This window comes from Hyphomicrobium sulfonivorans (assembly GCF_013306565.1).
Classification (GTDB): domain Bacteria; phylum Pseudomonadota; class Alphaproteobacteria; order Rhizobiales; family Hyphomicrobiaceae; genus Hyphomicrobium_A; species Hyphomicrobium_A sulfonivorans.
Genome location: NZ_PZPO01000001.1, coordinates 750368 through 774818 on the forward strand (window position 1 = coordinate 750368; position 24451 = coordinate 774818).

At 61.2% G+C, this 24451-nt stretch carries 23 protein-coding genes; 10 read left to right on the plus strand and 13 right to left on the minus strand.

All coding sequences use genetic code 11. The annotated features are described in order from the left end of the window. Positions 1–15 precede the first annotated feature (15 nt). Complete coding sequence (gene radC / locus C6Y62_RS03475; protein ID WP_173952782.1) at positions 16–840, plus strand: RadC family protein; 825 nt, start codon at positions 16–18, stop codon at positions 838–840. Positions 841–1016: 176 nt separating this feature from the next. Then, positions 1017–3020 carry an asparagine synthase (glutamine-hydrolyzing) gene (gene asnB, locus C6Y62_RS03480; protein WP_173952783.1) on the plus strand — a complete coding sequence of 668 codons (2004 nt, stop codon included), beginning with the start codon at positions 1017–1019 and terminating at the stop codon, positions 3018–3020. A gap of 91 nt (positions 3021–3111) precedes the next feature. Here the strand turns inward: asnB and C6Y62_RS03485 are convergent, their stop codons facing one another. Beyond that, entirely contained in the window at positions 3112–4344 is a 1233-nt protein-coding gene (locus tag C6Y62_RS03485) for an argininosuccinate synthase (RefSeq protein WP_173952784.1), read from the minus strand. 303 nt (positions 4345–4647) lie between these two features. Here C6Y62_RS03485 and C6Y62_RS03490 point away from each other — a divergent pair, with 303 nt between their 5' ends. After that, positions 4648–4923: a hypothetical protein gene (locus C6Y62_RS03490; RefSeq protein WP_173952785.1), complete on the plus strand. Its 276-nt coding sequence runs from the start codon at positions 4648–4650 to the stop codon at positions 4921–4923. Between the two features lie 82 nt (positions 4924–5005). Here C6Y62_RS03490 and C6Y62_RS03495 read toward each other — a convergent pair whose 3' ends face one another. From C6Y62_RS03495 to C6Y62_RS03520, 6 genes are all read right to left on the minus strand, one after another. Next, positions 5006–5917, minus strand: a complete 912-nt coding sequence (locus C6Y62_RS03495) for a hypothetical protein (RefSeq protein WP_173952786.1) — start codon at positions 5915–5917, stop codon at positions 5006–5008. A 172-nt stretch (positions 5918–6089) separates the two neighbouring features. Continuing rightward, a complete protein-coding gene (locus C6Y62_RS03500) occupies positions 6090–6566 on the minus strand; it encodes a hypothetical protein (protein WP_173952787.1) in 477 nt (158 codons plus the stop codon). Positions 6567–6723: 157 nt separating this feature from the next. Then, a complete protein-coding gene (locus C6Y62_RS03505) occupies positions 6724–7155 on the minus strand; it encodes a hypothetical protein (RefSeq protein ID WP_068462861.1) in 432 nt (143 codons plus the stop codon). A gap of 5 nt (positions 7156–7160) precedes the next feature. Further along, positions 7161–8453 carry a dual-specificity RNA methyltransferase RlmN gene (gene rlmN / locus C6Y62_RS03510; protein ID WP_173952788.1) on the minus strand — a complete coding sequence of 431 codons (1293 nt, stop codon included), beginning with the start codon at positions 8451–8453 and terminating at the stop codon, positions 7161–7163. A 294-nt stretch (positions 8454–8747) separates the two neighbouring features. After that, positions 8748–8951, minus strand: coding sequence for a hypothetical protein (locus C6Y62_RS03515; RefSeq protein WP_157066772.1), 204 nt, complete (start codon positions 8949–8951; stop codon positions 8748–8750). A 231-nt stretch (positions 8952–9182) separates the two neighbouring features. Beyond that, a complete protein-coding gene (locus C6Y62_RS03520; protein ID WP_173952789.1) occupies positions 9183–10553 on the minus strand; it encodes a hypothetical protein in 1371 nt (456 codons plus the stop codon). Between the two features lie 401 nt (positions 10554–10954). On the opposite strand from C6Y62_RS03520, the gene C6Y62_RS03525 reads away from it, so the two are divergent. Then, positions 10955–12238: a hypothetical protein gene (locus C6Y62_RS03525; RefSeq protein ID WP_173952790.1), complete on the plus strand. Its 1284-nt coding sequence runs from the start codon at positions 10955–10957 to the stop codon at positions 12236–12238. A 31-nt stretch (positions 12239–12269) separates the two neighbouring features. Further along, positions 12270–13340, plus strand: a complete 1071-nt coding sequence (locus C6Y62_RS03530; protein WP_173952791.1) for a dipeptidase — start codon at positions 12270–12272, stop codon at positions 13338–13340. Positions 13341–13609: 269 nt separating this feature from the next. Here C6Y62_RS03530 and hslU read toward each other — a convergent pair whose 3' ends face one another. The 3 genes from hslU to hslV all read right to left on the minus strand — a co-directional run bounded on the left by hslU (position 13610) and on the right by hslV (position 16771). Continuing rightward, positions 13610–14926, minus strand: coding sequence for an ATP-dependent protease ATPase subunit HslU (gene hslU, locus C6Y62_RS03535; protein ID WP_068462867.1), 1317 nt, complete (start codon positions 14924–14926; stop codon positions 13610–13612). 62 nt (positions 14927–14988) lie between these two features. Next, entirely contained in the window at positions 14989–16053 is a 1065-nt protein-coding gene (locus C6Y62_RS03540) for a hypothetical protein (protein ID WP_173952792.1), read from the minus strand. 142 nt (positions 16054–16195) lie between these two features. Continuing rightward, positions 16196–16771 (minus strand): ATP-dependent protease subunit HslV, encoded by a 576-nt coding sequence (hslV, locus tag C6Y62_RS03545; protein ID WP_173953070.1) that lies wholly within the window; start codon positions 16769–16771, stop codon positions 16196–16198. A gap of 119 nt (positions 16772–16890) precedes the next feature. Here hslV and hisB point away from each other — a divergent pair, with 119 nt between their 5' ends. The 3 genes from hisB to hisH all read left to right on the plus strand — a co-directional run bounded on the left by hisB (position 16891) and on the right by hisH (position 18957). Continuing rightward, positions 16891–17487, plus strand: coding sequence for an imidazoleglycerol-phosphate dehydratase HisB (gene hisB / locus C6Y62_RS03550; protein WP_173952793.1), 597 nt, complete (start codon positions 16891–16893; stop codon positions 17485–17487). A 129-nt stretch (positions 17488–17616) separates the two neighbouring features. Continuing rightward, a complete protein-coding gene (locus tag C6Y62_RS03555) occupies positions 17617–18297 on the plus strand; it encodes a DUF2628 domain-containing protein (RefSeq protein ID WP_173952794.1) in 681 nt (226 codons plus the stop codon). Positions 18298–18303: 6 nt separating this feature from the next. Then, positions 18304–18957, plus strand: coding sequence for an imidazole glycerol phosphate synthase subunit HisH (gene hisH / locus C6Y62_RS03560; RefSeq protein ID WP_173952795.1), 654 nt, complete (start codon positions 18304–18306; stop codon positions 18955–18957). A gap of 804 nt (positions 18958–19761) precedes the next feature. Here hisH and C6Y62_RS03565 read toward each other — a convergent pair. Beyond that, the gene (locus C6Y62_RS03565) at positions 19762–20142 is read right to left on the minus strand and encodes a hypothetical protein (protein WP_068462877.1); all 381 of its coding nucleotides are present in this window, start codon (positions 20140–20142) and stop codon (positions 19762–19764) included. Between the two features lie 173 nt (positions 20143–20315). Continuing rightward, the gene (locus C6Y62_RS03570; protein ID WP_068462880.1) at positions 20316–20624 is read right to left on the minus strand and encodes a hypothetical protein; all 309 of its coding nucleotides are present in this window, start codon (positions 20622–20624) and stop codon (positions 20316–20318) included. Positions 20625–20769: 145 nt separating this feature from the next. Between C6Y62_RS03570 and hisA the strand changes: the two genes are divergently transcribed. After that, on the plus strand, positions 20770–21504 hold the full coding sequence (gene hisA / locus C6Y62_RS03575; RefSeq protein WP_173952796.1) for a 1-(5-phosphoribosyl)-5-[(5-phosphoribosylamino)methylideneamino]imidazole-4-carboxamide isomerase: 735 nt from the start codon (positions 20770–20772) through the stop codon (positions 21502–21504). A gap of 48 nt (positions 21505–21552) precedes the next feature. Then, on the plus strand, positions 21553–22323 hold the full coding sequence (hisF, locus tag C6Y62_RS03580; protein ID WP_068462882.1) for an imidazole glycerol phosphate synthase subunit HisF: 771 nt from the start codon (positions 21553–21555) through the stop codon (positions 22321–22323). Positions 22324–22379: 56 nt separating this feature from the next. On the opposite strand, the gene C6Y62_RS03585 is transcribed toward hisF, so the two are convergent. Next, positions 22380–24179, minus strand: a complete 1800-nt coding sequence (locus C6Y62_RS03585) for an EAL domain-containing protein (protein ID WP_173952797.1) — start codon at positions 24177–24179, stop codon at positions 22380–22382. Positions 24180–24451 lie beyond the last annotated feature (272 nt).

A 24451-nucleotide genomic window follows, 5' to 3' on the forward strand; every position in this document is an offset into this window, starting at 1 on the left:
CGGCGGCTTGGTGTAATGGCGTCACGGGGCAAGCGATCCGCTCAGGGATCAGGGGCAAGCATAGAGGATAATCCGCAGGGAACATTCCTCGCCGCTGCCTCACCCGCCGCGTCTGAGCGCGCACCAGGACAGCTTTCCGTTGCAACAGCGTCGGACACGTCCGAACCCACACCTGACTATCTCGGCCATCGCCAGCGGCTGCGTGAGCGCTTTCGCAAAGGCGGCGATGATGCGTTGCCCGATTATGAGCTGCTGGAGATGCTGCTGTTCCGCGCCATCCCGCGCCGCGACACCAAAAGCCTCGCCAAGCAACTGCTGGCGCGCTTCGGCACATTCGCCGAGGTGATCAGCGCGCCGGAGCAGCGGCTGAAGGAAATTGCCGGCGTCGGCGATTCCGTCATCACCGAACTGAAAGTTGTACGCGCCGCAGCCCTGCGGCTAATGCGCTCGGAAATCGTGCAGCGCCCAGCCATGTCGTCGTCGCGGCAGGTGCTCGATTATCTGCTGGCGGCCCAGCGCTATGAACAGTGCGAGCAATTCCGCATCCTGTTTCTCGACAAGCGCAATCGCCTCATCGCCGACGAAGTGCAGCAGCGCGGCACCGTGGATCACACGCCGGTTTACGTCCGCGAAGTAGTGAAACGGGCGCTTGAGCTTTCAGCTACGGCTGTAATTCTGGTTCATAATCATCCCTCTGGCGATCCGACGCCATCGCGCGCGGATGTCGACATGACGAAGCTGATCGCTTCGACTGCGGCACCTTTGGGAATTGCTGTTCACGATCACATTATTGTTGGCCGCGAAGGCCATGCGAGCCTCAAATCGCTCGAACTGTTTTGAGAAACCTTGCACACAAGTTACTTGTGTCAACCTAGTTGTTCTGGCAACGATCCGCCCGCGCGCCATTTGAATTCTTTGTGGCCGACGCCATTTGCGACGTTGTGTAACCGGCCGTTTACCTGCGCGGGGTGCATTTTACCCGCAGAGCCGAATCGCCCCCCATCAAACGAGGACATATGTGCGGCATTGCTGGAATTATCGACCTTACGGGCAAGCGCCAGCCGGAGCAGGCCGTCGTCCGAAGAATGGCCGACGCGCTGCTGCATCGCGGCCCCGATGAGGACGGTTATCTGTTCCGGCCCGGCATCGGTTTCGCCAATCGGCGTCTGTCGATCGTCGGTCTGGGTGACGGCTCGCAGCCGATCTTCAACGAAGATGGCAGCGTCGGCGTCGTCTATAACGGCGAGCTGTTCAACTATCCGGAAGTGAAGGCGGAGCTGGAGGCCAAGGGCCACGTATTCCGCACACACACCGACACCGAAATCATCGTGCACCTGTACGAAGAGTACGGCGAGGATGTTTTCTCGCACCTCAAAGGCCAGTTCGCCGTTGCGCTGATCGACTTCACCAAGCGCACCGTATTTCTCGGCCGCGATCGCGTCGGCATCTGCCCGCTGCACTGGAGTCGCCAGGGCGACTGGCTGTATTTCGGTTCCGAGATCAAGGCCATTCTGGCTTCCGGCGAAGTGCAGCCGCGGTTCGATCCGCGCGGCATGGATCAGGTGTTCACGTTCTTCGCGCAGGGCACCCAGCGCACAATGTTCGAGGGCATCCAGTCGGTGCTGCCCGGTCATTACCTCAAGATCGCATTCCGCGCCGACGGCAAGGCCGCCGAAGTAGTCGAGCGCCGCTACTGGGACATCGACTTCCCCGACGCTGGCGACGAAGTAGACGCCGCCGATCCGACCGCGCTGATCGATCAGTTCGAAGCGCTGTTCCAACGCTCGGTTTCAATGCGTCTGCGCGCCGACGTGCCGGTGGTTGGCTATCTTTCGGGCGGTGTTGATTCCGCCTATGTGCTGGCCACCGCTTCGAAGCTGCGCGGCTCGCCTATCCCGAGCTTCACCATTCAGGTGCCAGCCAAAGGCCTCGATGAAACATCGGACGCGCTGTTTACCGCGCGCGCGCTCGGCTGCCAGCCGACGATCCTGCGCTCCGACAGCACGGTGATCGCCAACACGTATCCCAAGCTGATCGCCTCCACCGACAGCCCGGTGATCGACACATCATGCGCAGCCCTGTGGCGTCTGGCGCAGGAGGTGCACGATCAGGGCTACAAGGTTGCGCTGACAGGTGAAGGCTCGGACGAAGCGTTTGCCGGCTACATCTGGTTCAAGTTGCGCAAGCTCAGCTACTTCATGGATGTCGGCGGCACGCATGTTTCCGACGCGGTCAACCGCATGTTCCGCATCGGCATGGCGCCGCACATGTCGAACGCACAGCTGAAGCGCATCGACGAAAAGATGGGCCGCGCCCACGCTCAAACCCTGATCTATCACCTCGTTTCACAGTCGCGCGCGAAGTACTTCAGCGGCGACGTGAAGGCCAAGCTGGGCGATTACACCGCCTATGATGACGTGCACATCGACACCGAGCGCATGCGCCGCTGGGATCCGCTGAACCAGTCGCTCTACTACGGCTACAAGGTGCATCTGCCGGGTCTGCTGCTGAACCACAAGGGCGATCGCGTCGCCATGGCGAACAGCGTCGAGACGCGCTACCCGTTCCTCGATGAAGACGTCGTGGAGTTCGTGTCTAAGCTCAGCCCACGCTGGAAGCTGCGTGGCATGCTGAAGGACAAACACTTCCTGCGCCTAGCCGCTTCGCGCGTGCTGCCGAAGGAGTCGGCGTTCCGCAAGAAGGGCATGTTCCGCGCGCCGCTGGCGGAATCGTTCTTCATCAACCCGCCGGATTATGTGCGCCAGTTGATGAGCCGCGAGTCGCTGAACCGCACCGGCTATTTCGACACCGACGCCGTGCTGCGCGATTACGAAGCCATCGGCGCCGGCAAGGGCAACAAGATCAACGTGTTCCTGAAGATGGGCCTGACCGGCGTGCTCTCAACGCAGCTCTGGCATCAGATCTACATGGGCGGCGGGCTGTGCGAACTGCCCGATAATGTGCCCAAGCCGCAGGTAGACCGCCCCGAAGGCGTCGGCCTGCGCAAGGCCGCTGCTTAACTCGGCAGCCACAACGAAAGCATACGAAAAAGGCCGGTGACGCAGATCGCATCACCGGCCTTAATTGTTTCAGTAGTCAGCGCTTAGACAATCAGCCCTGACGGTCGCGCTGGCCCAGAGTGCGCAGACGCAGCGCGTTGAGCTTGATGAAGCCTGCGGCGTCCTTCTGGTCGTACGCGCCCTTGTCATCCTCGAAGGTGACGAGCGTCGACGAATAAAGGCTCTTCGGGCTCTCGCGGCCGGTGACGATGACGTTGCCCTTGTAGAGCTTCAGCGTCACCACGCCCTCGACATGCTCCTGGCTCTTGTCGATGGCGGCCTGCAGCATCTCGCGCTCCGGCGAGAACCAGAAGCCGTAATAAACCAGCTCCGCATAGCGCGGCATCAGCTCGTCCTTGAGGTGCATCGCACCGCGGTCAAGCGTGATGGATTCGATGGCGCGGTGGGCATGCCACAGGATGGTACCACCCGGCGTCTCGTAGATGCCGCGCGACTTCATGCCGACGAAGCGGTTCTCGACCAGATCGACGCGGCCGATGCCGTTCTCGCGGCCATAGTCGTTCAGCGTCGCGAGGATGTTGGCCGGGCTCATCGGCGTGCCGTTGATGGAAACCGCGTCGCCCTGCTTGAAGCCGATGGTGATGACGGTCGGCTTGTCGGGTGCTTCCTCGGGCGAAACCGTGCGCTGGAACACATACGGCGGCGGCTCGACGTTCGGATCTTCCAGCACCTTGCCCTCGGAGGACGAGTGCAGCAGGTTGGCGTCAACCGAGAACGGGGCTTCGCCGCGCTTGTCCTTCGCGATCGGAATCTGGTTCTCCTCGGCGAATGCGATCAGGTCTTCGCGGCTCTTGAACGACCAGTCGCGCCACGGAGCGATGATGCGGATCGACGGCTCCAGCGCGTAATAGGACAGCTCGAAGCGGACCTGATCGTTACCCTTGCCGGTGGCGCCATGGCAGACGGCATCGGCGCCGGTAGCGCGGGCGATCTCGATCTGGCGCTTGGAAATCAGCGGCCGCGCGATCGACGTGCCGAGCAGATAAATGCCTTCATAGAGCGCGTTGGCGCGGAACATCGGGAACACGTAATCACGCACGAATTCTTCGCGCAGATCCTCGATGTAGATGTTCTCCGGCTTGATGCCGAGCATCAGCGCCTTGGCGCGCGCGGGCTCCAGCTCCTCGCCCTGACCCAGGTCGGCCGTGAAGGTGACAACCTCGGCACCATAGGTCTGCTGCAACCACTTGAGAATGATCGACGTGTCGAGGCCGCCGGAATAGGCGAGCACGACCTTCTTGATCGGCTTGGTCTGGCTGGTCATGGGAGCTCTTTATCGGCTTGAGCGATAGGAAATGGATGCAACAGCCCTGTACGAGATTTCTCACCTCTAGGCCATAGCCAGCGGGCGCGGCGTGCGGGCTCAGTGCCATTTAGGCCAATGCGCACGCACCGGGAGACCTGCACCGGCTTCATCCAGAACCATCCTGCACCATGCATGTGACAGGAAGGCCACCGCCTATAGTTGCAACAGCATCAGCCTAACCATCGGGACAGGCCGGGCTGGAAATGCCGTGCCCTGAATGGTAAAAAATAGCTTGCAAGTTGTTTCAGGGGGAAATGCCTCGTGATGCGTACCCAACTGGGGCTGGGGGCCTTCGTGGCTACCGCCATCGTCACAATAGCAAGCGTGACGTCGCTCGCCGCCGAAGAAAAGGCCGCGCGCAATGAAACCAAAATCGAGCACCGCTCGGCGACATCGTGCGTAGGGCTGGACATCCATACCTGCCAAACCAAGGGCGAATGCCTTTGGCGCAAGCAGCGCGCCACGCGCTTCGGCGACGTCCGCCAGCCGCATTGCCGGGTGCGCCCCTATGAGCAGGTAGCAAAGAAAACGGCCTGACGACGCGCGGCACGGGGGCGTCAGAGCAGGGCGCCCAGCTCGGATGCCGGCCGCCGTTGTGAAGCCAACAACAGGCCGGAAATCAGCGCAGCTTCAGCGCGGTGAACATGGTGCCGATATTCAGCGGCACCGCGATCATCATGGTCAGGAAGTCCATCGGCGTAGCTGCGTCCTGAGCCGGGGCCTTCAAAGCGCCCTCACGGCGAAATTTGTCGACCGACTGCTGCACCGAGCGACGGGCCGTATCGGCGGCATCCAGCACCGCTGCGTTGGCCTCGGCGGTGGGCCAGGCGACAGACCGCGGTACGCCCGACTGCATCATCACAAACGCCATCGGCCAGGCGGCCGCCTGCCTGGAAAACGGAAACATGGCGAGCCACGCCGCCATCGGATTGGACGGCTCGGCAATCGAGCGCACCTGCGCGCCGCTCAGGGCGCTCATCGCGTTCACGACCGCATCGGTAAAACTGGTCATGGCCTGCTGCATCGCGCCAGCCATAGGCACTCCAAATGGGGGCGCTCCGAACGAGGGCATACCAAACGGCGACTGTGCCGATGCTGAAGGCGCAGCGGCCGGCGGCTGCATGAAAGGCGGCAGGAACGGCGCCAGCGGATTGAACTGCGGCGCCGGATCGGGCTGACGCGCACGGCTGGTCGATGGCATCGCGCCGCCCGGTAGCGCCCAGGCAAACGGGTTGCTGAACAGATCGGCCGAAGTCTCCGCACGCGGCTGAGACATTGAGGCGGCGCCCGGAGGCGTCATCAGCGCCATCCACGGGGCCAGAAAATCCCACGGCTGAAACAGCGACGATGCAGGGGCCGGAGCGGCGGCAGGCTTCTGCACCGGCGGAAGCGCCTGCTGCATGACACCGGACCAGAAGCCGAGCACCTGATCGGTGAACGCGGCATAAGCGGCGGCATTCGCCTTCGAATAGTTGAGCGCCGCGTCGGCACAGCTCTGGGCAAAGCGCTGCTGCAGTTCGGGATTCAGCATTCTGCATGCCCTTCGATTGGGTTTCATCGACCTGCTACGGGCCTGCAATGCTGGCAGCACCAGCCACCCGCAAACGCCCGTTTGCAGGCTAACCCTATTGCTGCAATGCAAACAAGCCGTTTGCCTTCATAGCAGAAACTGAAAAATCAGGAGCTTTACTGGCCCGACCGGCTCAAGCAGCGGCTTCAGCCTCGGCCGAGCTCTCAGCTTTGGCAGCATTTTTGCGCCGGCGGCCAGCTTTACGGCCAGCGAACAGCCAGTAGGTGAAGCCACCCAGCGCGCCCGCAGCAAGGAAAGCCGCCAGCGCGTAGTTGTTCAGGATCGAAGCTTCGCCAGCCACTTCATTCATGTACTCGGCCGAAAAACCGCCCAGCGCGATGATGACGCCAACGGCGACGTAGAACAGCAGCGACCGCAAACGCGCCAGCTCAGCAATGCCAATGGCCAGCACCGCGAACGGAAAAGCGAAGATGGCAGAATGGGTTGCGGTGAGGAGGGCCAGTACGCCGGCATTGATGAGCCGTTCGCCCTGGGCTTCGGCTGGAAGCGCGGCGACATCGCCCGGCGTGACGATGAAAGCAACCGTCACAGCGCCCGCGACGAGGCAGGCAACGATGAACCCGAAAAGAACGCGCAACAGCGTGAGCATAGCCAGAATTCCCTACAACCGGGCGTAGCTTATAGGCCCTAAGCGCGTGATCTCAACGAAAAACGCTCCGCCTTGCCTAACGGACGCCTCTGGACGTTGCGGGCGTTGCCGCAAGTTCACCCTGCGCCGCCCGCCACAAAAAAGCAGCTCACGCGCCTCAGGCATTCCGTCCGGCGATCAGCCAGTACATGAAACCACCGGCAAAGCCTGCGGTTGCAAACACCTGCCAGACGATGGCGTCGGAGGAGGCAACAGTGCCTGCCTGCCCATAGCGCGCCAGCAGCGGCACAGCGGCCAGCGCCAGCCCGCCGCCGATGACGTAATACGCCAACGCACGAATACGCGCGACCTCCCCCACAACGACCATCAGCAGCGCGGGAATGATGGTGATGCTGGCCGCCAGCACCGCACCCTGATTGACCATCGCGAAGACCGTCTCGACGTCTTCATCGCCAATCGGATTGACGTGCAGGAATGCAGTCGCCCGCTCCAGCCCCAGCGTTACCAGAACAAAGGCGGATGCAAGCGCTGCCACCAGCAGCGCAAACGGTATGACGATCAGCACCCGGCCGGCAGTCTTCCAGAACACTGGCGTCAGGCTCCGTCGCGGCTGGGAGCGGGGGCAGGGACAATGAAGTCGGCAGCCGAAACGGAGGCCGAAGCAACCGGGCCACCAACCTGAGGCAGCGATGACAGCGCGGCACTGGCGCGCTGCTTCACGCTGGCGGACTTCAACTGCCCGCAGGCGGCATAGATGTCGCGACCGCGCGGCGTACGCACAGGGCTGGCATATCCAGCGCGATTGACCACCTCGGCAAAGCGCTCGATCTGATCCCAGTCGGAGCACTCATAGGGTGCGCCCGGCCACGCGTTGAACGGGATGAGGTTGATCTTGGCAGGAATGCCCGCCAGCAACCGCACCAGCTCGCGCGCCTCCGCCAGACTGTCGTTCACGCCCTTCAGCATCACGTATTCGAAGGTTATGCGGCGCGCGTTGGAAAGCGCCGGATAGTTGCGGCATGCCTCAAGCAGCTCCGCAATCGGATACTTGCGGTTGATCGGCACCAATTCATCGCGCAGGTCATCGCGCACAGCGTGCAGCGAGATCGCCAGCATGGTGCCGGTGTCTGCGCCCCAGCGTGCAATCTCCGGTACGACGCCCGACGTTGAAAGCGTAATGCGTCGCTTCGAAACTGACAGCCCCTCGCCATCGGCAGCGACTTCCATCGCGCCTTTGACGTTGTCAAAGTTGTAGAGCGGCTCACCCATGCCCATCAGCACGATGTTGGTGATCTTGCGATCGGACGACGGCAGCAGGCGCCCATCGCCGGGTGGTTCAGCGCCCGGCCAGTCGCCGATGCGGTCGCGCGCCAGCATGATCTGGCCGATGACTTCCTGCGCCGTAAGATTGCGCACCAGCTTCTGCGTGCCCGTGTGGCAGAAGGTGCAGTTCAGCGTGCAGCCGACCTGGCTGGAAATGCACAGCGTGCCGCGCTCGGCCTCGGGGATGTAAACCGTCTCGACCTCGGGCGGGCGGCCATCGCGACCCTGCGCTGGCAACCGCAGCAGCCATTTGCGCGTGCCGTCGACGGAGACCTGCTCCGATACAATCTGCGGCCGCTCCAGCGAATAGCGATCGCTAAGGCGCGTGCGCAGATCCTTGGCCACGTCCGTCATCTGGTCGAAGCTGGAGACGCCGCGCACATATAGCCAGCTATAAAGCTGGTTGACGCGCATACGCAGCTGCTTGTCAGGCACGCCAGCTTCGGCGAGCGCGGCGCGCAGCCCCTCGCGGCCAAGTCCTGCCAATGAGGGCTTTTCCGGGCTGGCTACCAGTGGCAGCGCTGCGACATCGGCGGTCGCGGAATGGTCGAAAGCTAGGGCCATGGGCGTCCGATAGTTCGATAGGGCTCGCGGGGATTTGCGGAAATCAGCCTCTATCTAGCGTTACCGTCCGAATACAGCAAATCCCCAGACCTGTTGAGGTCTGGGGATCGCACTGAGACGCCTTTGAGAGATGCAGCATAGCTACATGGCAGATGGTTTCTGGCTGGTTACCTGAAAGCCATCTTTTATAGGTTGCCGCAGCCACTGCGGCGCGTATCCGGCAATGGGGCCGTCGTGCTGACGAGGGCCCCCCGCGCCCCCTGCATAGAGCCAGACCAGCTCCGCGCCGCTAGGTCAGGCGGCTGGCACCCAGCGCCCAGCTACAAAGCCGAATGCGACAGCATCGGGATGCAGCCGCGCGAGTTGCTGGAGCTTGCCCGCTTCCTTGACGTCTGTATCGTTCAGCACTGCTTTGGCCCGCGCGGCCTTAACAGTGTCGTGGAAGCCGCTAAGCAGGATAACGCGCTTGCCTCGAACCTCGATACTCGGACACGACATACAGACCTCCTGACGGGGTAAGTTCTGTCGGCCAACCAACTGCGATTTTAATCCGAGAGAAGGACACTCAACATAGCGCCAAAACCGCGATGGAACGACCGCTAACAAATGCGATGTTACCCGCTACTCCGCCCACAGAGAAATAAAGTTCCGTTGCGCCGGTGAAAGACGAATGCCTGTAAAATTGAATGCTTTTTGCGCTTGAAATGAACCGGCAGATCTTGAAATGCCTCAATCGCCTAAAGGCATGTTCAATTGCAGCCTGCCGCGCCAAGTTTCAGTGCCACTTGTCGCCCCACTTTCGACACCGCCTGTCGCCTGCAACGTCGAGCCGTCCTTCACACCGAACACAACGCCAGCTTCCGCCTTGAGCTGCACGTCCGTTGGATTGACCGTAGTCACCATCGGATTGATTGCGTTGAGATCGTTGAAACCGACAAATGCACCGACAGCAGCACGCGGCTCAATGAAGGTTTTTTCGTCGAGCTCAAATCGGCGCGTCACTTCAGGCAGTACTTCCACCTTGCCGCTACCCGCGGCCTTCATCGCGCCGCTGCTGCCATCGCGCACGGCGTCTTCGATGTAGACCATGCCAACGCTGGGCGCGACTTTCCAACCGCTATAGTCGCGCGTTCCAGTAAGCTTGCCGCGCAACAGACTGCGCTGCGTGAAGCCGTTGTCGATGTCGGGGCTGCTGACGGCACTCACCGTTTCACCCCATGCGGCACGTCCGTCGAACACCACACCCGGCGCAACCTTCATGCTGACATACGGGCCGAACATCCAGCCCTCGGCGCGCATCTGATCGGTGCCGTCGAGCGCACTTTCAACACCGCGATCGAGCTGCGCCATCGCGCCGACCATAATATCGGGCCCGACCATCGATCTTGTGCCGACATACAGCACACCCAGGTTGCCAGCATCACGCGCCGCAGCGCGGCCGGTTTCATAATTCTGCATCCGGCCTTCCAGCCAGAAATCGACGATGCCGGGCTTCCCTTTGCCGCCATTGGTGGCAGCGGTGATTTCAGACAGACTGACCGAGAAGCCGACATCCTTGGCGCGGCCGTCGTTATCCAGCGTCACCGTGCTGGAAAGCGGCTTTTCGGCATTGGCGATGGGCGTCGCAGGGCGATCAATCCGCAACCGATCGGGGTCGCGGGAGTTGAGCAGCGATTTTCTGCGATTGAGGAATGCTGCATTGGCCGCCGCACGACCTGAACTGCAACTTGCCGCCACGCTGGAGCCAGCTTCGGTGGTCGCTGTGATCTGGAACGTGTAGGCGCCATTGCGTGGCGCCTTGAACGTCCCGCCCGATCCGCCCGTCGACACCAGCGCCAGCGGCGCCGTGAAGCCACCCGTCAGCGCAACCGATGCACCGGAAGCCGAAAAGGCGATGCGGTCGCCCTCTTCCAGCATCAGCTGGCGCGAAATCGGCGTCGGCGATGAGAAATTGATATTTAGCAGGCCGCGATTCACATCGGAGCAACCGGCGCTTTCCCCGATTGCCTCATCGCTTTGCGCACGCACGGGCGCCGAAACCGCAAATGCCGAAATTCCAAAAACGCTGGCCGCAACAAGAACGGCACCTATCGTTTTCACGCTGCTCTCCGTGAATAAGATCCATAGGTGTCGGAGCCGACAGACTGGCCACCGCGCATTGCCCGCCGAATTTTAAGCGAGCGCGATTCTGGCGTTCAGTCTACCAGCGTTCCTGCGCTCTTGCTGCCCTGCAAAAGGGACACAACTAAGATCGCCACATCAAATAGTTAGCACTGTGGCTGGCGCGCGCCGATCGGTCGCGCTTAGCGTCCGCGAGAGCTTAAATCGCTGCAATGGTCCGCCACCACTTGCCATCTCGCCGTGATTTGGCCGCGCCCCGTCCATCAGACCGTCACGCTTGTTGGCTTTTCTCGCGGGCGATCAAAACCCAGGCGCGCGCCTGTTGGGCCGCTGCCTCCGCCGTGTTAAGTCTGGCGTCAAGAGTTTAGGGGGAGCTGCCCATGTCCTTGTCGAAGAAGATTGTCACCGTAGCTATCGGCGCTGCTGCGTCCCTTGGCGTTACACTGGCCGCCGGCGGTATCGCCAATGCCGCCGAATTCACATTCAACGAGAAGACCAACGCTTCCCTCGCCAAGAAGCTGAATATTCCGGTGTTCTTCGCCGTGCCGGCCAGCGCCCGCGCGCCACTGCCCAAGGACATCAAGACCACCGACAAGCTCTATGACTTCAAGCACCCCGAGGCCACCAAGTCGAAGGGCGATGTCGGCCTGCGCCTCATCGTTGCCAAGCGCGCGGGGCTGGCCAAGCGCCTGGGCCAGAGCGGTCTCGTGCAGACCGGCGACATCCTGCTGACGTTCCGCAATGAATGGGGCGGCGCGGGTGCTTATCCCAACATCCAGATGGGCATCAGCCACACCGGCTTTGCCTATGTCGACAACACGGGGACGGTGCGCAATCTCGATAACCCGCTCGACGCTGAATATGTCGGTCGCGGCGATCTGACGAGCGAGCACTATCGCACGCTGAACTTCCTGCACATCATCCGCCCGCGCAACCTGACTGACGCGCAGAAGGCGAACCTGTTCGCGTGGGCCAAGCGCCTCAATGACAACTCGAAGAAGATCTATCCCAGCCAGATCAGCTTCAATCAGGACTACAACGCGCCCAAGTATCAATCGAGCTCGAACCTCGGCTTCGTGAAGCAGTTCGGACAGATCGCGCTCGGCCAGGGCAATCCGCAGAGCAAGCCGCTGGATATGTACTGCTCGGAATTCGTGTGGTCGCTGCTGTCGCTGCGTAACTGCAATCCGGAAAAGACCGCCAACGACTTCAAGGGCAGCCGCGTGCCTTCGTGCATCAAGGAGCCGATGGAGCCGATGAAGGCCACCGGCAACATCCTGCCGCTGAAGGGCCGCAACGGTTATTCCGGTCTGGCCGATGGCCCGCTGCTGGTGCTGGATCAGCTCGATCTGCCGGAAGACCAGAACAAGGCGATGATCGACCGTGTGTTTGCTGAGAACCCTGCCGGCCTTTCGAAGATGTCGGTCGGCCACCGTCAGGTCGCAACCGAAATGCAGCCGCGTTTCGAGCGCCTGAAGACCTATTACACCGGCATGACCGGCCGTATGTGGCAGAACTGGCGTGCGCGTCTGGTCGGCACCGGCTTCAACTGGGCCGGCATCGCCGAGAATTATTCGCCCACTTCATTCCTCATCAACACGCTGCTGCCGGAGAACGCCAACAAGCGCACCATGGACTATGTGGCGACTGTTGTGATCGAATAACCGGACCCGACGGCTACAAAAAGCACACGACATGCAAATTGACCGCCGACAGTTCGCGCTCGGCGCGCTGGCTGCTTCCTGCACCTTGACCGGAACTGCGCGTCCCTCATTCGCTGAGGGGCGCGCGCCGGTTTATATCGGCGACATGCACGCCCATCTGTTTTTCTTCGGCGCCAACACGCCGGATAAAAAGCCGCTTGGCCCAACGATGCGCGCCGGCCATGCCACGCTCGTCGGCTGGTCGCTGGTGGGCGATGTGCCGTGGATCCGGTCAACATCGAAAGGCCTGAAACAGAAGGGCAGCCCGAAGCCAGGTGAAGCCGCCGAGTGGTTCGAGACCGACATCGCCCGCATCAAGAAGCACATCGCCGATCAAAACCTGAAACTGGCGCTGACGCCCGATGACGTCGACAACGCACTCGCCGGTGATCCGCATGTGGTGCTGACGCTGGAAGGCGCGACCATCATCGAGGATGACGCAACGCCCCTGGTGCGCGCGTGGGAGCAGGGCGTGCGCAGCGTGCAGCTTGTGCACTACATTGAAAATCCGATCGGCGATTTCCAGACCGAGCGTCCGCGGCATGGCAGTCTTACGCCGCTCGGCTTCAAGGTGATCGAGGAGTGCAATCGCCTCGGCATCCTGATCGACCTCGCGCACTGCACTGACAAGGCCACTCGTCAGGCGATCGAGGCATCGAGCCAACCGGTGATCTGGTCGCACTCATCGGTGACGCGCACCCGCCAGCCGAACTGGAAAATGCCTGTGTGGCAGGCGCGTCAGATCACCTTCGACACCGCGAAGCTGATGGCTGAAAAAGGCGGCGTCGTTGGTCTGTGGCCGATGCGCTCCGACATCGGAGCAGGCCCGGATGCCTACGCAAAACGTCTGTGGGAGCTGGGCCAATGGCTCGGCGCCGAGCACGCCGGCATCGGCACCGACATGAACGCGATTTCTCGCCCTGCCATCGCCAGCTATTCGGATCTGCAGAAGGTCGTGCGCGCCTGGCAAAAGGCCGGGCATGACGATACCGCGATCCGCAACATCGCCATTGGCAACTTCGCCCGCGTGCTGAAGCAGGCGATGGCTGCACGGCAGGCTTAGTTTTTGTGGCGCTCGGCGACTCCGCTGCGCGGAGCCGGCCGCCGAGCGCTGATTGGAGGGCGCGCCCCGCTCGCCTCCCCAGACCGTCATCCCGACAACGGTCGGGATCCACGCCAGCTTCAGAAGTCGAGCCGGATGAAACGTTGCTCGCGGTCTGTCTCTAGACGTTACTTCCGGTCGGCGCTATGGCGGAGAATTGCGTAGATCCCGGCCTGCGCCGGGAGGACGTATGTCTGTCCCGTCGGGGAGCCGGCCGCCGAGCGCGCACCTTACAGAATGAACTTCGAAAGATCGGTATTGGCCGCCAGATCGCCGATGCGCGTCGTCACGTAATTCGCGTCGATGACGATCTCCTGCCCGCCGCGATCAGACGCGTCGAACGATATTTCATCCAGCACCCGCTCCATCACCGTTTGCAGGCGGCGCGCACCGATATTCTCAACCGTCGAATTCACCTGCACCGCCACATCGGCAATAGCGTCGATGGCGGAAGGATCGAAGCTGATGGTCAGATCTTCCGTCGCCATCAGCGCCACATACTGCTTGATGAGCGAAGCCTGCGGCTCCGTCAGGATGCGGCGGAAGTCTTCACGCGTCAGCGCCTTCAGCTCAACGCGGATCGGCAAGCGGCCCTGCAGCTCCGGCAGCAGATCGGACGGCTTGGCGACATGGAACGCTCCCGAAGCGATGAACAGCACGTGGTCGGTTTTCACCGGGCCATATTTCGTCGCCACCGTTGTGCCTTCGATCAGCGGCAGCAAATCGCGCTGCACACCCTCGCGCGAAACATCGCCGCCAACACGCCCCGCGTCGGAGCGCGAACAGATCTTGTCGATCTCGTCCAGAAACACGATGCCGTTGTTCTCAACTGCACTGATCGCTTCCGATGTGATCTGCTCGCCATCGATGAGCTTCTCGCTCTCCTCCGCGATCAGCACATCGTAGCTGTCAGACACCAGAACGCGGCGCGGCTTGGTGCGTTGACCGAAGGCCTTGCCCAGCATCTCGCCGATATTGACCGCACCCATGGATGCACCCGGCACGCCGGGAATATCAAACATCGGCAAACCACCCGCTGGCGAATCGGCCACCTGTATTTCGATTTCCTTGTCGTTCAGCTCGCCCGCCCGCAGCTTCTTGCGGAAGCTATCGCGCGTTGCAGGGGAAGCGGTCGGGCCAACCAGCGCATCGATCACGCGTTCCTCCGCGTTCTTCTCCGCCTTCGCGCGCACATCCTTGCGTCGGGTTTCCTTCACCAGCCCGATGGCCACTTCCACCAGATCGCGGATGATGCTGTCGACATCGCGGCCGACATAGCCAACCTCGGTGAACTTCGTCGCCTCGATCTTGATGAACGGCGCGCCCGCCAGCTTCGCAAGCCGGCGTGAGATTTCCGTCTTGCCGACGCCCGTCGGGCCGATCATCAGGATGTTCTTGGGCAGCACCTCTTCCTTCAGGTCGCCCGTGAGCTGCTGCCGTCGCCAGCGGTTGCGCAGCGCAATCGCAACGGCGCGCTTGGCTTCCCCCTGACCGACGATATAGCGGTCCAGCTCGGAGACGATTTCACGGGGCGAGAAGTTGGTCATGGTCTGTCCTGAAGGAGTGTCGTGCACCAGCGCTGAACGGTATGTGGCGCCTGCATGGGGGATTAGGAAGCGGGCGGTACATATTTCCTGATACCGTCGAGCGGCAGGTTGTCCAACACCGCCCGCCGGAGACTGCGCCAGCGCGCCGAAAGGGTCAGCACCAGAACCGCCAGCCCAAGCAGGGTCAGCGATACTGACATATCCTTGGCCACGCTCTCCTTCAGCAGATAGCCGATTGCCAGCCCCGCATAGGAGAGCGCCGACACCAGCAGCGCCCGGCGGTCAATAACGAGCGCGACGAGGCCGAACACTGCAAACAGCGCCAATACACCGACAGCGCCGCCGGCACCAAACCCCGCCTCCGGGTCAACGAAAACCGAACTCGCCGCGTAGACGATCATCGGCGCCGCCAGCATATGCAGCCAGAACGCAACGTCTGATCGGCGCGTGGTTCGCTCCGGATCGGTGGCATCAATCCGCACCGCGAATGCGAACACTGCAAGCCCGCAGGCTGCGAATACGATCGGGCCCCAAGTCTTCCACTGCTCAGGGGCCAGAGCGCTGATGGAGCCGGTGATGGCGCCGATCAATCCCGCCGCAATCAGCGCCGTGTCGATCGGCACTTTGAAGCGCCAGCGGTGCAGCGCAGCTGCAATCGCCAAGCCTACGCTGAAAATTGCCCAACCCGCCGTCCCGGTATCGCTCTCGGTGACAAGAAACGCCATCGCCACCAGCGCGCGCACAGCCAGAGCGCCCGACAGCGCGAACATGACGGCAAGCGCGATGGCCGGCAGCGCCAGCCGCAGACGTGAGATAAAAATTTCCGACAGCACCCACGCCGAAGCCAGCGCGACGAAAATGAAGCCGATGGCAAAGCCAATCGAACCCGTAAGGCCGAACAATGCCGACACCAGCAGCACAATACCGATGGTGACGAACACATCGTTGAATCCGCCGATCAGCCGGAAGCGCTCGTCGTCGGGATCGGGGGTGTCACGCAGTTCGTGTGCCAGTTGCATCGCAGCCGCCGGAGATGCGGCCAGCGCCCGTAACTGCGCCGCCTGGGCGGGCGAAATGATGCCCTGCGCGATCGCCGCATCCAAATGATCGTCCTGAATCATCGACACGTTAATTCTCTGTTTTAAAGAATGAAATCGGCGCCAGCGTGTGTGAGGCGATGGATGACCCCAAGCCGCTGGCTTCAGGACGATGCCGGGCAACAGCGGCGCCGCGAGGGCGGGAAGACGGCGCCTTGAACGTAAGAGGGAGCTATTCCGGGCGCGTGGAGGGCAGGCTTTCGAGAACCAGATTGTCGTTGGTGTAAACGCAGATTTCAGCCGCAATGGCCATCGCCTTGCGGGCGATCTCTTCGGCCTCAAGCGGCTGATCCAGCAGTGCGCGAGCCGCCGCGAGCGCATAATTGCCGCCCGAGCCGATGCCCATCACCTGCCGCTCCGGCTCCAGCACGTCACCGGTACCCGTCAGCACCAGAGTTGTCTCAGCATCCGCCACCAGCATCATCGCTTCCAGCCGGCGCAAAAACCGGTCCGTCCGCCAATCCTTGGCCAACTCGACGCACGCCCGGGTCAACTGGCCCGGATACTGCTCCAGCTTGCCCTCAAGGCGCTCAAACAGCGTGAAGGCGTCGGCCGTAGCCCCGGCAAAGCCGCCGATCACCCCGCCCTTGCCAAGAACGCGCACCTTGCGGGCGTTACCCTTGATAATCGTCGGGCCAAGGCTGACCTGACCATCGCCAGCGATAACGACACGACCATTTTTACGAATGGTGAGTATGGTGGTGGCGTGCCAGGAACCGGAAGCATCGCCCGTTGGGCCGGAAGTCATCATGGGGTGGCACTCGAATTTGCGGGACGGTGCGCGTTGCTGCACGGCCCTAGAATGGATCGGTCCAAGCTGATAAACGCTCGGTTCCGGTGAGGCAAGCTAGCCTTGAGAGGCCTAAATTGAAGCGTCAGGCGACTATTTCCCGTAGCACCAAGGAAACCGAGATCACCGTGACGGTCGATCTCGACGGCACCGGCGCGACGGACATTGAAACCGGCATCGGCTTTCTGGACCACATGTTGGATCAGCTTGGCCGCCATTCAATGATGGACATTACCGTGCGCGCCAAGGGCGACCTGCACATCGACTTCCACCACACGACTGAAGACGTGGGCATTGCGCTCGGTCAGGCATTCGCCAAGGCCCTGGGCGACAAGAAGGGCATCACCCGATACGCCGACGTGCATCTGCCGATGGACGAGACGCTGACGCGCGTCGCTGTCGATATTTCCGGCCGGCCGTTTCTGGTGTGGCAGGTGGATTTCACGCAGCCCAAGATCGGCGAGATGGACACCGAGCTGTTCCGCGAATGGTTCCAGGCCTTCGCGCAGAACGCTGGCATTACGCTGCACGTCGCCAATCTCTATGGCGTCAACAACCATCACATCGCCGAGACCTGCTACAAGGGCCTCGCCCGCGCACTGCGCAAGGCCGCTGAGATGGACCCGCGACAGGAAGGCCGCGTGCCCTCCACCAAGGGAATGCTTGCGGGCTAGAGCCTTTCAGCGTTTCGTTAAATCGCGGAAGCTGTTTGTTTTTGCTCGCGCCTTGGCGGAAGCACTCTAGCCGCCGGGCACGCACATAACTTGGCGCTCTGCCACGGACACAACGTCCACGAGGACCCCATGGCCACCTATGCCGTGCTTGAACCGCCGAATGCTCCCGCCGACCGCATGGAGAGCGCCGAACGCCTCGCATTCATCCGCGACGGCTTCGCACCCTATGCGGCAGCGCTTCCTCCGGTTTGGCTACTGGTGAAACGCATGTGGATCGAGTTCGGCATCTACATGGGCCTCGTCGGCATCGTCGCATGGTTCTTCACAGCGATTGGACACGCCATAATCGGCAACGCAGTGCTGCTGGCCATTCAGATCCTGTTTGGATTTGAAGCTGGCTTGCTGCATGCCGCATCGCTTGAACGCCGTGGCTGGCGCTTTGTCGGTAGCGTTGACGGCCGCAACCGCGAGGACTGCGAGCGCCGCTTCTTCGAAATGTGGTTGCCCACCTACACCACCATTCCTGCCCCCACCGTACGCAACGAGCCATCATCCAGCGGCGGCGGCAACGGCACCGGCTATTCATCTTCTGCTGCCAGCGGTGCGAGCAACTCTGACGCGCTGGAAATGCCTTCGCAGCGGCCCGCCACACTTACATCCAATGAGGGGACATGGGGCGATGCGGGGGGTGACGGGGGCGCCGATCGTACATCCGCCGCGGGATATTCAGTGCCAAGCTGGACCCATCAGGCCATAACGCGGGCACAGAACTTCTTCACGCGTGGATGCCGCGCACTTCAAGGAACTTGAGCGAATATGCAGCGCGTCGCGATCATCGATTACGGCTCAGGCAATCTGCACTCCGCCGCCAAGGCGTTTGAGCGCGCCGCCAACGACAGCGGCACAGCGTCCCAGATCATCGTCACCAACGATCCCGTTGTCGTCGCCGCCGCCGATCGTATCGTGCTGCCGGGCGTCGGCGCATTCGCCGACTGCAAGGCCGGGCTGGAAGCCGTGCCGGGCATGATCGAAACCATCGACGATACCGTGCGCAGCAAGGGACGGCCGTTTCTCGGCATCTGTGTCGGCATGCAACTGCTGGCCAGCCGTGGACTGGAGTTTGCTGTTACCGACGGTCTCGACTGGATAGCTGGCGAGGTACGCCCGATTGCGCCGTCCGATCCAGCGTTGAAAATTCCGCACATGGGCTGGAACACGCTGAACGTCGCGCGCCCGCATGCGCTGCTGCAGGACATTGCAACCGGCTCTGACGGACTGCACGCCTACTTCGTGCATTCCTATCACTTCGTGCCGGAGCGGCGCGATGTGGTCGTTGCCGAAACGGAATACGGCGGACCGCTGACAGCCATGATCGCTGACGGCAACATCGCCGGAACACAGTTCCATCCGGAAAAGAGCCAGACGCTGGGCCTGAAGCTGATCGCAAACTTCCTCAACTGGAAGCCCTAAAAAAATCGCCTTGCCCGTTATCTGATCGCTTCTCAACGTTTCGCGAAATAAGTCTGCGCCGCCGAGTGTGCGGCGCGAAATCGACGCCGCTAGCTAAACCAGGATACCTTGTCCTGAAAGTATTCTCTGCGTCCTCACGACTTCCACGAAACTCTTTCTGCTCCCAAATCTCGTAAACTCTTATCGGATTCTGGTCGAACGCCCGAATAATCGAGTGTCGCTCCTCGCCAAGCCAACGACGGATCCAAATCTCAATTGCATCTTCGTAGTGCAGTTTTCTCGTGACCATGTCTCACCGTCCACAAAACTTCATCTGTGCCTATGGGAGACATCTTGACCTGCCTGCGCGTTGAGATGATTCATCGCAAACGCTCTGACGAGCGGCATCCCGCGATGTCTCATTCATTGCGGGCAGGGAGAAGCCGGGCCCGAATCCGACTTCTCCCTTCGTCTGCTGTGATACGTGCCGCGATTCTGCGCGAATATAAAGCTCATACACACGCGATCCGCGCAAAAACGGGGCCCGACCTTACGATCGGACCCCGGCGCGTCACGCATTACCGGAGGGGCTGAGAGAGCGGGGGGACGAAGAACTCCAGAACGCAGAACGCAGAAATTTCGGGCCAGATCTTCATCGCGCCAGTGGGCAGCTGACGCGTTTAACAAGACCGATAATTCACGCCTCGGACGGATAGCCCGAAGCAATCATGACCTTGCGGCCCGATCATCACGCTGCATCGATCTCAAATTTCGACCGACAACAGCCACGCACTTCACAAAACCAAAATCGACGATCGAAGGCGATCAGCAGGCTTCCGCCAGATCGAACGGCAGCTCTTCCTGATCGTCGGAAACCGGCTGCGGAGCAGGAAAAGCGATGACGTTGTTGTTGCCGCCGCCATTGGGGCCTGCACCGATTTCCGGCTGCCGCTGACGGAACCAGCGCAGCGCCGTGTTGGTCATCACCGCTTCATCGCGTGTCGCCTGCACCAGCAGACCATCATCCGACTCCAGAACAACCCGGAGCAATTCCTCCACCTCGTCGGCGGCCGCGTCGGTGCGCACATACCAGGTCTGCTCCAGCGGGCGGGCCCATGAACGGCCGATGGACATGATCTGCTGGGCCAGGATGTGCTTGTTACGCTGCGGTTGAGCCAGGTCGTAGGAAATGATGAGGGTGCGCATGGCGGGTCTCGCGGATTGATGTTTCGGACGAGGGAAACGCGAAACTTGTCCCGGATACTCGATGCACTGTGTTGCTGCGAACGTAGTGAGAACATCACATGAAACTGTGCCGTTGTCCAGCATTTGTTCTCATGTTGTTCTGCATGTTCTCCCGTTCGCATACGTGCTTGAAACTACTCAAACAATGCGAGCTGGTCGGGATGCGGCGCGCGTTCGAAGCGCTGATGCGGACCAAAATCAATGCGGTCGATGAGGCTCGGATAGCGCTGCGCGAACACCTCAAGCGCCTTTGAGCGCGCACCGGCGAAGCGTTCTTCCTGCCAGATTTCATAAAGCCGGCGTGGATCGCACCCGTAACGGTCGAGAAGATCCTTGCGGCGGATACGCAGCCAGCGCGCAATCCAAATATCGACCGCGTCCGCCTCGGTGAGTGGACGGCGCGCAATGGCATGCGGGGCACTGTCTAAAAATGCGATGGCCATCGGCTTTTGAACTCTACGCATTAATCACGAACGTGCGGCCTTGACTTATTGGCCGGCAAAATCTCTATCGCCAATAATAACAGCGATCTGATGGCCGGTTTCAATGGCCGCCGCCGTTCGCATCGCACAATCGCGAGAGAAGCCCGTGATCCTCTTTCCTGCCATTGACCTCAAAGACGGCAAATGCGTGCGCCTGAAGCTCGGCGAAATGGATGAAGCCACCGTCTTCAATGACGACCCGGCCGCGCAGGCGCGCACGTTCCAGGACCAGGGCTTTGAATACCTGCACATCGTGGATCTCAATGGCGCATTCGCGGGCAAGCCAGTCAACCGCGATGCCGTGGACGCAATTCTCGGCGCTATCACCATTCCCGCCCAGCTCGGCGGCGGCATTCGCGACATGCAGACCATCGAGGAATGGATCGACAGCGGCATCGACCGAGTGATCCTCGGCACCATCGCTGTGCGCGATCCTGAGCTGGTACGTCGCGCGTGCGTCGAGTTTCCCGGACGCATTGCCGTTGGTATCGACGCCAAGGGCGGCAAGGTAGCGGTTGAAGGCTGGGCCGAAACGTCCGAGTTGACCGCCGAGGAACTGGCCAAGCGCTTCGAAGACGCTGGCGTCTCGGCAATCATCTACACCGACATCGAACGCGACGGCATTCTGAAGGGGCTGAACCTGGAAGCTACCGCAGCGCTCGCGCGCGCAACGTCGATCCCGGTTATCGCCTCCGGTGGCCTTGCCTCGATCGACGACGTGAAAGCGTTGCTGCAGCCCGAATATGCGATGCTTGAAGGCGCGATCAGCGGCCGTGCGCTTTATGATGGCCGCATCGACCCGCAGGAAGCGCTGACGCTGCTTGCCCAACGCGCAATCTGACCGCGCCTAACGGCAAGCCGCTCGACGCAAGAAAGAAGGCGAACGCCCATGCTGAAAAACCGCATCATCCCCTGCCTTGACGTGAAGGATGGCCGCGTCGTCAAGGGCGTCAACTTCGTCGACCTGATCGATGCGGGCGATCCGGTTGAAGCCGCAGCGGCCTATGATGCCGCCGGCGCCGATGAGCTCTGCTTTCTCGACATCACCGCTACGCACGAAGGCCGCGACAACATATTTCATGTTGTCGAGCAGACCGCGAAGCGCTGCTTCATGCCGCTGACGGTTGGCGGTGGCGTGCGCACCGTCGACGACATCAGCCGTTTGCTGAATGCCGGCGCCGACAAGGTTTCGATCAACTCCGCCGCAGTGAAAAATCCGCTGTTCGTGCGGGATGCGTCGGAGAAGTTCGGCGCTCAATGCATCGTCGTCGCCATCGACGCCAAGCGCGTGTCCGCCCAGGGCGAGCCGCCCCGATGGGAGATTTTCACGCACGGCGGGCGTTCTTCAACCGGTATCGATGCGGTGGATTTTGCCAAGCGCGTAACCGAGCTGGGCGCGGGTGAAATCCTGCTGACATCGATGGATCGCGACGGCACCAAGTCCGGCTTCGACCTTGAGCTGACGCGTACAGTCGCCGACGCGGTTTCAATTCCGGTGATCGCGTCGGGCGGCGTAGGTACGCTGGATCATCTCGTTGCCGGCATCACCGAAGGCCATGCAAGCGCGGTGCTTGCAGCTTCGATATTCCACTTTGGCACTTACACGATTGGCGAAGCCAAGCGCTACATGGCCGATGCCGGCATTCCGATGCGGCTTTGAATAATAAAGCGGTGGCACTGGTCACAGCCGTAGCGTGACCGACGCCCGCCTGCGCCTTACGCTGCGCAGGGACGGCGCAGCGTGCATTCCGAAAGCATGGCATCGAGCTGTTCGATCGGAACGGGACGACCGATAAAATAGCCTTGCGCTTTGCCGCAACCGGCGCGCGTCACCGCATCGAGTTCATCAAGCGTCTCGACGCCCTTGGCTACTGCACCCATGCCCAGCGTTTCCGCCAACATGGCCACCGCACGGATGATGGCAACGTTATCCCGGTTCAACGCCGCGTCGCGCACGAGATCGCCATCGATCTTGACCTTGTTAAAGGGGAAAGCACGCAGCGCCGTAAGCGCTCCCGCGTCCTTGCCGAAACTGTCGAGTGCAATCGTCACGCCGAGCTGCTTCAACTCAGCCAGCGTTGCACGCAGATTGCCCTTGTCACGAGCAAGCAGCGTTTCCCCAACTTCAAGCTCCAGACGCTCGGCCGCCAATCCCGAACTGGCAAGGGCCTGCTGAACCGTCGACGTCAGTGTGCCGCTATCAAATTCCAGCATCGACACGTTGACGGTAACGGACAGGTCATCCGACCAGCGCATCGCATCGCGACAAGCCTGCTGCAGAACCCATTTGCCGATATCAACGATGGCACCGGTTTTTTCGGCAAGCGGCATGAACGTGCCCGCCGTTACCAGCCCGTCATCTGGATGCTGCCAACGCAGCAGTGCTTCGCAGCCGGTAACGCTGTTGGATTTGAGATTCAGAATCGGCTGATAATGCAGCTCGAACTGCTTGTTATCCAGCGCACCCTGAATATCGACCTCAAGCCGACGCTGCGCTTCAATGTGACGTCCGCAACCGCGTTGATAGAGCTCGTAGCCACAACGGCCCGCCGACTTCACATTATACAGCGCGACATCTGCATTCTTCAGCAATTCATCCGGCGAATTGCCGTGTGCTGGGGCGCGCACAATGCCGATGCTTGCGCTGACGCTGATCGCATGTCCCAGAATGCTGAACGGCCGATTAATCGCGGTGAGAATGCGCTCTGCCAGCCGCTCGCATTGATCGCAGTTTACGTCGCCACGCTGAATGATCGCAAACTCGTCGCCACCCAGGCGGGCCAGAAAATCACTCTTGCGGATGCTTGCCCGCAAACGCTGCGCAACCGCCTTCAGCAGGGCATCGCCTATCGGGTGCCCATGCGTATCGTTGACTTCCTTGAATTCATCCAGATCGAGCCAGTGCAGCGCCAAGTTCTCATCGCCACCCAGATCAGCCAACGCCGCTTCGAACGTCTGACGAAAATGGAATCGATTGGCAACACCGGTCAGCGCATCGTGATGCGCCAGCCATTCAATCCGTTCTTCAGTGCGGCGCTTCTCGGTGATGTCTTCCTGGATGTCGACCCACCCGCCTTCAGCCAACGGCTGATAGGTGACCAGAAGCGTGCGCCCATTGCGGAGCTGCTGCACTTTCGTGAACGAACGGCCCTCGGCGATCATTTCCATATGCTGCGCCAGCCAGCGCGAGAAGCTTGCCGTTTCGTTAAAATTTTCGCGACCGGTCTCAGAGCGCACGTGATAACGCACGATGTCACCCAGGTGCGTTCCAGGTTGCGTCAGCTCCTGCGGCAGCGAGTAAATCTCACGATAGCTCTTGTTGCTGACAACCAGTCTCTGGTTTGCGTCAAACATCGAGAGGCCGCGAACCATGTTGTTCAGCGCCACTTCGAACCAGCTATTTATCTGCTCAAGCGAACGCTTCTGCTCCATGAGGAGAGCTGTCGTCTCCCAATCAGAAGTAGAGGCTGCTGACGGCTCGGCGTCAGGTTGTCTGAATGCGGGTGTGTTACCCATTGAAGCGAATGCCCCTCCACAACACTACCGCGTTGCATAGCAACGGTATGTGGCCCATTCCGCGGACGATACGCATCCATCCGTGTGCGTTGCCTTAAGCAGATAGGGGGCGTTTCGCGAAAATCGGCCTTATTGCGGTAACCATTCTGAACGGCCGGGCACCGCTAGACCCCGATAATCAGCGGTTTTTTGCCTGTCACATCATGTCAATGATTAATTCCCGCCGAGTCCTACAACCTTTGTCGCAATCACATTTTGTATCGCCCGACTTA

Excerpts from the sequence above, each read along its gene's own strand:
- hslV (WP_173953070.1), bottom strand. The coding sequence starts at position 16,771 with ATGACTTCCGGCCCAACGGGCGATGCTTCCGGTTCCTGGCACGCCACC.
- C6Y62_RS03585 (WP_173952797.1), bottom strand. The coding sequence starts at position 24,179 with ATGGGTAACACACCCGCATTCAGACAACCTGACGCCGAGCCGTCAGCA.
- C6Y62_RS03565 (WP_068462877.1), bottom strand. The coding sequence starts at position 20,142 with ATGCGCACCCTCATCATTTCCTACGACCTGGCTCAACCGCAGCGTAAC.
- C6Y62_RS03570 (WP_068462880.1), bottom strand. The coding sequence starts at position 20,624 with ATGGCCATCGCATTTTTAGACAGTGCCCCGCATGCCATTGCGCGCCGT.
- hslU (WP_068462867.1), bottom strand. The coding sequence starts at position 14,926 with ATGACCAACTTCTCGCCCCGTGAAATCGTCTCCGAGCTGGACCGCTAT.
- C6Y62_RS03500 (WP_173952787.1), bottom strand. The coding sequence starts at position 6,566 with ATGCTCACGCTGTTGCGCGTTCTTTTCGGGTTCATCGTTGCCTGCCTC.
- C6Y62_RS03495 (WP_173952786.1), bottom strand. The coding sequence starts at position 5,917 with ATGCTGAATCCCGAACTGCAGCAGCGCTTTGCCCAGAGCTGTGCCGAC.
- hisH (WP_173952795.1), top strand. The coding sequence starts at position 18,304 with ATGCAGCGCGTCGCGATCATCGATTACGGCTCAGGCAATCTGCACTCC.
- C6Y62_RS03525 (WP_173952790.1), top strand. The coding sequence starts at position 10,955 with ATGTCCTTGTCGAAGAAGATTGTCACCGTAGCTATCGGCGCTGCTGCG.
- radC (WP_173952782.1), top strand. The coding sequence starts at position 16 with ATGGCGTCACGGGGCAAGCGATCCGCTCAGGGATCAGGGGCAAGCATA.
- C6Y62_RS03515 (WP_157066772.1), bottom strand. The coding sequence starts at position 8,951 with ATGTCGTGTCCGAGTATCGAGGTTCGAGGCAAGCGCGTTATCCTGCTT.
- C6Y62_RS03555 (WP_173952794.1), top strand. The coding sequence starts at position 17,617 with ATGGCCACCTATGCCGTGCTTGAACCGCCGAATGCTCCCGCCGACCGC.
- C6Y62_RS03485 (WP_173952784.1), bottom strand. The coding sequence starts at position 4,344 with ATGACCAGCCAGACCAAGCCGATCAAGAAGGTCGTGCTCGCCTATTCC.
- asnB (WP_173952783.1), top strand. The coding sequence starts at position 1,017 with ATGTGCGGCATTGCTGGAATTATCGACCTTACGGGCAAGCGCCAGCCG.
- hisF (WP_068462882.1), top strand. The coding sequence starts at position 21,553 with ATGCTGAAAAACCGCATCATCCCCTGCCTTGACGTGAAGGATGGCCGC.
- C6Y62_RS03530 (WP_173952791.1), top strand. The coding sequence starts at position 12,270 with ATGCAAATTGACCGCCGACAGTTCGCGCTCGGCGCGCTGGCTGCTTCC.
- rlmN (WP_173952788.1), bottom strand. The coding sequence starts at position 8,453 with ATGGCCCTAGCTTTCGACCATTCCGCGACCGCCGATGTCGCAGCGCTG.